Source organism: Syntrophorhabdales bacterium, assembly GCA_035541455.1.
Classification (GTDB): Bacteria; Desulfobacterota; Syntrophorhabdia; order Syntrophorhabdales; family WCHB1-27; genus JADGQN01.
The window spans coordinates 1-7,048 of the sequence record DATKNH010000067.1 but is presented as its reverse complement, the minus strand read 5'-3'; the positions used below and the strand labels follow the sequence as shown (position 1 = coordinate 7,048).

Annotated in this window: 5 protein-coding genes; all 5 read right to left on the bottom strand. The window is 54.3% G+C overall.

Annotated elements, in window-relative coordinates; translation table 11 throughout:
* Positions 1-1,702: aldehyde ferredoxin oxidoreductase N-terminal domain-containing protein (locus VMT71_06845; GenBank protein ID HVN23670.1), on the bottom strand; the 1,702-nt coding region annotated here is incomplete at its 3' end.
* A 669-nt stretch (positions 1,703-2,371) separates the two neighbouring features.
* Positions 2,372-3,709, bottom strand: a complete 1,338-nt coding sequence (gene eno, locus VMT71_06840) for a phosphopyruvate hydratase (protein HVN23669.1) — start codon at positions 3,707-3,709, stop codon at positions 2,372-2,374.
* Positions 3,710-3,933: 224 nt separating this feature from the next.
* Positions 3,934-4,680 (bottom strand): 2,3-diphosphoglycerate-dependent phosphoglycerate mutase, encoded by a 747-nt coding sequence (gene gpmA / locus VMT71_06835; GenBank protein ID HVN23668.1) that lies wholly within the window; start codon positions 4,678-4,680, stop codon positions 3,934-3,936.
* 137 nt (positions 4,681-4,817) lie between these two features.
* Positions 4,818-6,245, bottom strand: coding sequence for a pyruvate kinase (gene pyk, locus VMT71_06830; GenBank protein ID HVN23667.1), 1,428 nt, complete (start codon positions 6,243-6,245; stop codon positions 4,818-4,820).
* Between the two features lie 301 nt (positions 6,246-6,546).
* The coding region (locus tag VMT71_06825) for a GNAT family N-acetyltransferase (protein ID HVN23666.1) at positions 6,547-7,048 on the bottom strand (502 nt) is incomplete at its 5' end.

Here is a 7,048-nt window from a genome sequence, read left to right as displayed (position 1 = left end):
CTGCCGTCAGACCGGCTAGGTAGGTAGCGTCAACAGGCCCTTTGGCGGTAATTACTTCGCAAAAGCGCTCCGGTATAGGCACTTCTTCGGGCTTAAAGCCTGTAGCCAGACGTGTTTTCCAACGCAGTTGCTGGATAGTATTCGAAACCGACCCGAGGTTTGCGGCAAGAGATTCGTAGCCGACCGATTTCAGGCATGTTGCAAGCAGTTCATCCGTATAGACGCCCCGCGCAAAGAGACAGGCGACCATGGACGTGAGGAGCACCCTCCCCTGCTCGTCTTTTACCAGGAAATCAACTGCCTTCTGCACATCCTTGCCTTTCTCTTTCTGATCAAAGGAGTAACCGCCGCTATCAAGGTGTGAGTGGCGGAAGCCCAATGCCTGCGAAGCGAAGTAGACCTCCCCTGTGGCATAGCCCGCCATCTCCTGGCCGAGAACACAGGCGTACTCTTTACCGCCATACTGTTCGGCTGCCTTCAGCGTGCCCTGTGCAAGGAGAGTGTAGAACTCGTTGGTGCCCCTTCCCAGGTGATCCATGGCCTGTTTATATCCCTCGGGATCACCGAAGGAGAGAGGAACGATCGTCTCGTTAGCCGAAATGATCCCTTTCTCCGTCGCCTCAGTTGCCCAGGCAAGTGCAACACCCGCTGACATCACGTCGAGCCCCACCTTTTCAGAGACGTCAATGATCGCGAGCACGTGAAAAGGGTTGGTAACCGAGAGCATTGCTCCAACGGCAAATATCGGCTCATGATCGTAGGAGACCTGGCGGTAGATATAGCGATGCTCTTTGGTGTACCGTTCACGCACGAACCCTATGTGGATGCACCCTACCGGACAGCCTGCACAGGCGGCATTTCGAAGCAGGACATCGTCTGCAAATTTTTCACCTGAGATGCTGCTCATAGCCGGGTCGGTCGTGCGCTGCAAATTACGGATGGGCAGCATCTTCGCCTCGTTCAGCACGGCCATGTTTATCGGAGTGCCGATGTCGTGGTACTTCATCATGTCCTTACCGGTGACCTTAGTATAGGTTTCCTGAAAGACCTTGGGATACTCTTTGGAATCCGGAAGCGCAAACGATGCGTCACCTTCAATCAGGATAGCCTTGAGATTCTTGCGCCCCATGACCGCTCCTCCACCGAGCCGACCGAAATGGCGATAGGTATCAGCGTTGATGGCTGCCATGGCAAAGCCCATCTCACCTGCCGGGCCGATGCGCATGATGGTCCGGTGCCCCGAGCCACGCTTGACGAGGCTGCGGAGCATCCTTCCCGACTCAAAGACGTCCTTTCCCCAGACAAAGGGGAGTTCCTTTACCAGCAGGTTTTGTGAAGCGACCGCGATACAGGAAGGTTTTGCAGCCTTGCCGACAATAACCAGCGCATCAAGATCGGCAAATCGGAGGGCCAGGGCCGATCTGCCGCCGGCGTGACTTTCTGCGTACTGATCATGATAGGGAGACTTGAAGGCGCAGACGGTCTTGCTCATGAGAGGAAAATAGCCGGTGAGAGGACCGATAGCGAAGATGAGCGGCTGATCAGGATCGTCCCATGGTTTGTCCGGCTGGCCGTATTTGCTGAATAACAGAGCTGCGAGTCCACTGCCACCGACAACCGTGTCACGCCCCTCCAGCGTCTCTACTCTGCCGCGAGCAGTGGCGAGATCAACCTGCAAAATTCTGAAACTGTCTCTGATCATGCAGCACCTCGCTTTTCGAGGACCTCACTTTTTGCAGATCCTCGCCGCGCGACGTCGTTCAACTCAAGGCAGTCGTGAGGGCAGAATGGGACGCACCGGCCACAGTGGATACAGACAAACGGGTCTCCTGTTGGATCGAGGTAGATGGCATCCACAGGGCAGGCCTTGGCGCATTTTCCACAGCGTATGCAGAGGCTCTTTTTGACCAAGACACCTCCATCCTTCCTCTGTGAGTAGGCGCCTGTAGGACAGGCTTGCGCACAGGGAGCGGGGTCGCAAGCAACGCACGTCCTCGCAACAAAACCAGTTGAGAGCCCTCCGGATGAGGATATGCGGATACCGGCCGTATCCCACGAAAGATTTTTGTGTATCAGTCGCGCACAGGCAAAAGAACAGGAATGGCAGCCTATGCAGCGCTCCATTCGGGGTGCGGTTAATATTTTCATTGTTGCTTCTCCTTGCTTATTGTTTGCCTCGGAGCCGGCAGACACCCAGATCGTCGCACTATGTGCGACTCAGACGACCGCTTCGCTAGGAAGCAACTGCAAACCTCCGTCGAACACCATTCGTCGATCAGATTTCTTCCCTTTCATCTTCCTAGCCCGAAGGGCGATCTTCCCAGCCATGCTTTGCATGGCGATCTTCCCAGCGCGTAGCGCGGTCTTCCCTCTATTTTCTCTTCTTGCTCCCGCCGCTCGCTGGAGCGTATTCTTTTATCTTGTCCTGGCGGAATGCGCGGCGGCCGGCGAATTTACCGGAGGCGCCCAGTTCTTCCTCTATGCGCAGCAGTTGATTATATTTGCAAATGCGGTCGGTCCTGCTCGCCGAACCTGTCTTGATCTGGCCGGCCCCTGTAGCTACAACGAGGTCAGCAATGAAGGTATCCTCGGTTTCTCCCGACCTGTGGGACACTACGGCAGTGTATCCTGCGTGCGCAGCCATCTGCATAGCCTGCAATGTTTCAGTAAGCGACCCGATCTGGTTCACCTTGATGAGAATCGAGTTTGCAATTCCCTGCCTGATACCCCGTTCGAGCCTCTCCGTATTGGTAACAAAGAGATCGTCGCCGACAAGCTGGATCTTTGCGCCCAGTGTCTCAGTAATTAATTTCCAGCCCTCCCAGTCGTCCTCCGCCATGCCGTCTTCGATAGAGACAATCGGGTATTGCCGGACCCAGTCTGCCCAGAGATCGACCATTGCTGCAGAATCGTGGGCGCTGCCGTCCGATTTCCTGAAAATGTATTTCTTCTTTTGGCCGTCATAGAATTCGCTGGCCGCAGGGTCGAGACAGAGACCTATATCCCTGCCCGGTTTGTAGCCTGCCTTTTCGATTGCTTCCAGGATAACCTCTATCGCTTCTACATTGGATTTCAGGCTCGGCGCAAAACCGCCTTCATCTCCGACGCCGGTTGAATATCCTTTCGCCTTGAGCACGCCTTTGAGCGTGTGAAAGACTTCAGCTCCCATCCTCAGGGCTTCGGCAAAACTGGGTGCGCCGTAAGGCGCCACCATAAATTCCTGAAAGTCCACGGAACTGTCCGCGTGGGCTCCCCCGTTCATAATGTTCATCATGGGAACAGGGAGAACCGACGCAGATACTCCGCCCAGGTAGCGGTAAAGGGGCGTCTTTTCTGACTGTGCTGCTGCGCGCGCAGCAGCCATTGACACGGCAAGAATGGCGTTCGCGCCGAGCCGGCCCTTGTTCTTTGTACCGTCGATCTTGATCATTTTGAGATCAATCTCCTGTTGGCAGGCAGCATCCATGCCTTCAACAGCGCGAGCAATCTCCCTGGTCACATGCTGGGCTGCCTTTCTGGTGCCCTTTCCCATGTAACGCGTTTTCTCTCCATCACGGAGTTCAACAGCCTCGTGAACACCGGTGGATGCTCCCGAGGGCACTGCAGCGCGGCCCATGCTTCCGTCTTCAAGATACACATCTGCTTCCACAGTCGGATTGCCGCGTGAATCGAGAATCTCCCGCCCTATTACTTTTATGATTTTAGCCATCTTTATCTCTCCTCCCTTTTATTTCTTTTGTTCCTAAATCGTTCGCTCGCGTCGCTCGCAACAAAAAAGCGACATGTTAAAATTGCTGCCCTGTAGTTAGGCGTTTGATCGTAACCACCAAACTACTCAACTATTCTTACCTTCCATCTTCCTAGTCGCACAACGTGCGACGGTCGTCCTAGGCGCGCTTTACGCGCCGGTCTTCCTAGCGCAGCGGTCTATCTTTACGACTTCTTCAACTGGTCCGCTACTGCCTTCGCTGCTTTCTCCACTGCCTCCTGGTCGCCCAGATAATAGCTGCGGATCGGCTTGAGGTCATCTTCAAGTTCGTAAATCAGGGGTATGCCTGTGGGAATATTAAGACCAACGATATCATCATCGGTGACGTTGTCGAGATACTTGACCAGGGCCCGAAGACTGTTGCCATGTGCGGCAATTATTACCCTCCTACCCTCCCGCACGGCCGGGGCGATGGTCTCGTGCCAGTATGGCAGGAAGCGCGCCACCGTGTCTTTGAGCGCCTCTGTCAGAGGAATCTCCTCCGGTTTCAGGCCATTGTAACGCGGGTCTTTTCCCGGATAGCGCTCGTCATCCTTCGTGAGTGCCGGCGGCTGAATGGCGTAGCTTCTGCGCCAGATCTTAACCTGGTCCATTCCGTGCTTTTCAGCGGTCTCAGCCTTGTTCAATCCCTGCAAAGCGCCATAGTGGCGCTCATTGAGCCTCCAGCTGTTATGAATCGGTATCCACATCAGATCCAATTCCTCAAGGGCCAGCCAGAGGGTCTTAATGGCTCTCCTCAGCACCGAAGTAAATGCAACATCAAAAACGTATCCCTCCCGCAAGAGGACTCTTCCGGCCTCAACCGCTTCTTCTCTTCCCTTGTCGCTCAGGTCTACGTCGGTCCAACCGGTAAAGCGGTTTTCCTTGTTCCATGTGCTCTCGCCATGCCGAAGCAGTACCACCTTCTTCATCTTCTTGCCTCCTAATACTGGGACACAGCCTTTTTATCACAGATACGAGCGGATATGTGCACATCTCTCTCGGCTTCTATCTGCGTTTATCTGTGATGAAATTCTGTCCGTTGTCTGATTTCACCATTAGCACCTTCTCACCGCGCCAGATCGATTATCTGCATGCTATGATTCGCCTCCGGGTGCTTCTCCGAGGGCCCTTCGATCAGAACGACCATATTCCCTTCCAACTCGTGCTCCTTAACCCATGCTCCCACGTAATCGTTTCGCCGGTCAGGAATCTGCGATGCATGCACCGGATAAACCCCTGACGAGAACTGGAGGTATCGGCAGGTCGCCTCCTGCCTGCTTATCGCCACTATCCATACCGGAAAGCGGAAGCGCGCTATACTGCGCGCTGTCGTGCCACTACGTGTCGGAATAAACACAGCTGCGGGACTGACATACTCCAGGCCGGCCTCCACCCCGATGCCTATCAGATGGGCTGGTCGAATCTTATCTCTGAGATCGATCCCTTCGAACAATTTCTTGACTGTGGTCGCGGGTCGATTCTTTTCCACCGCCAATGCGATCTTTGCGAGCATCGCTACTGCATCCACAGGATACTTTCCCATGGCCGATTCCCCTGACAGCATGACACAGTCAGTGCCGTCCAGAATCGCGTTTGCCACGTCCGTTGCCTCAGCGCGGGTAGGACGGCGATTGTCCGTCATCGATTCGAGCATCTGTGTTGCCGTAATCACTGGTTTCGCACGCATGTTCGCGCGACGCATGAGCCGCTTCTGGATCACGGCAATTTGTTCAATCGGCACTTCAACACCAAGATCGCCCCTGGCAATCATGATGCCGTCAGACGCAATCAGAATATCGTCAATGTGATCGAGAGCCCCGGAACGTTCTATCTTGGCTATTATGAAGGGCTGATAGCCGAGATCTGCCGCGGCTTTCCGGACAGCCTCTATGTCACCCGCATTCTCCACAAAAGACTGGCTGATTGCATCAACTCCATTTTCAAGGGCAAATTTGAGGCATTCGTGATCGCGCTCCGTAAATGCGCTTATACCCAGGTTTATATTGGGAAGATTAAGCCCTTTACGGGAGCGAAGCTCGCCGCCTACGCGTACCTTGCAGGCGACATCGCTGCTCGACACTTGCACGACTTCCAGCTGTATGTAGCCATCATTCAGAAAGAGCGTGTCTCCCGGCTTCACCGCCTTGGGAAGTCCTGCAAACGAAACAGAAACGCGACCCTTGTCCCCTACTATGTTCTCGGTTGTCAGCGTGAACGAATCGCCAGGGGCCAGGTCGATCGGCTCTTCGGCAAATTTTCCGATCCGCATCTTTGGCCCGGAAAGGTCCGCCATGATGGCGATCCTCTTGCCGACCGCCTCAGAAGCAGTGCGCAAATTTTCTATCACCTTCTTGTGCCCGGCAAAATCGCCGTGAGAGAAGTTGAGCCGGGCAACATTCATCCCTGCTTCAATCATCTGCTTCATTATGTCAATTGATTCAGATGCAGGGCCTATTGTGCAGACAATCTTGGTCTTCGGCGCCGTGATTTTCATGTGTCCTCCCTATGCACAATGATTAGCACACGACTCTCTTATCACAGATAAGAGCGGATAAAGGCTCTGATAACTGCTGATGAATTATTTTTGACCGCCTGTGTGATAAAGAGACACAGCCGGTCAACCCCGATCCGCCTCCGGCGGACGGTGAGACTTGCGCGGGAGCGCTGAAGTGTGGACAGCATTGTCGCTCTATCACAATGCTGTCCACCAGCAAACTCATCTGTGAACATCTCTCTTTGCCCTTATCTGTGTACATCTGTGATAAAAATTCTTCCTTTGCTCATGAGCTTCGAAGTTATGCGCCCAACTCCATAAGCACATGAATGGAATCGCGCTCCACAGTGCGTGTGACGGGAATGCCGCTTCGCGCGAATACCTTCAGCATAGCCTCATTCGTGGGAAGGACCTCGGCCTCAAACTCCGTGATTCCAGATTCGCGCGCAATCCCGACCAGATGCTTGAATATGCGCAATGCTATGCCGAGACCCTGAAATTCGTCTTCGATGAGAAACGCCACCTCCGCTCTCTTTGATTCACCAATTCGGATGTATCGCCCTCCGCCTGCAAGTCGTTCAGCCCCATCATTCTCCAGTGCAGCAACCAACGCCACTGTATTCACGAAGTCAACCTCGGTGATCTTCCGCAGACCTTCCTCTGTGATCTCCTTCTTCGTGGTGAAAAGGCGGCGCTGAATTGACTCCGGACTTACGCCCGGCAGTGCTTCAAGTACAAGCGCCTTGTCGTCCGGACGGACCGCACGGATCGTCAGCAAACGGTCGTCCCTGAGGCGTTCGACT

Coding starts and splice junctions, on each gene's coding strand:
- pyk (HVN23667.1), bottom strand. CDS start 6,245: ATGAAAATCACGGCGCCGAAGACCAAGATTGTCTGCACAATAGGCCCT.
- eno (HVN23669.1), bottom strand. CDS start 3,709: ATGGCTAAAATCATAAAAGTAATAGGGCGGGAGATTCTCGATTCACGC.
- gpmA (HVN23668.1), bottom strand. CDS start 4,680: ATGAAGAAGGTGGTACTGCTTCGGCATGGCGAGAGCACATGGAACAAG.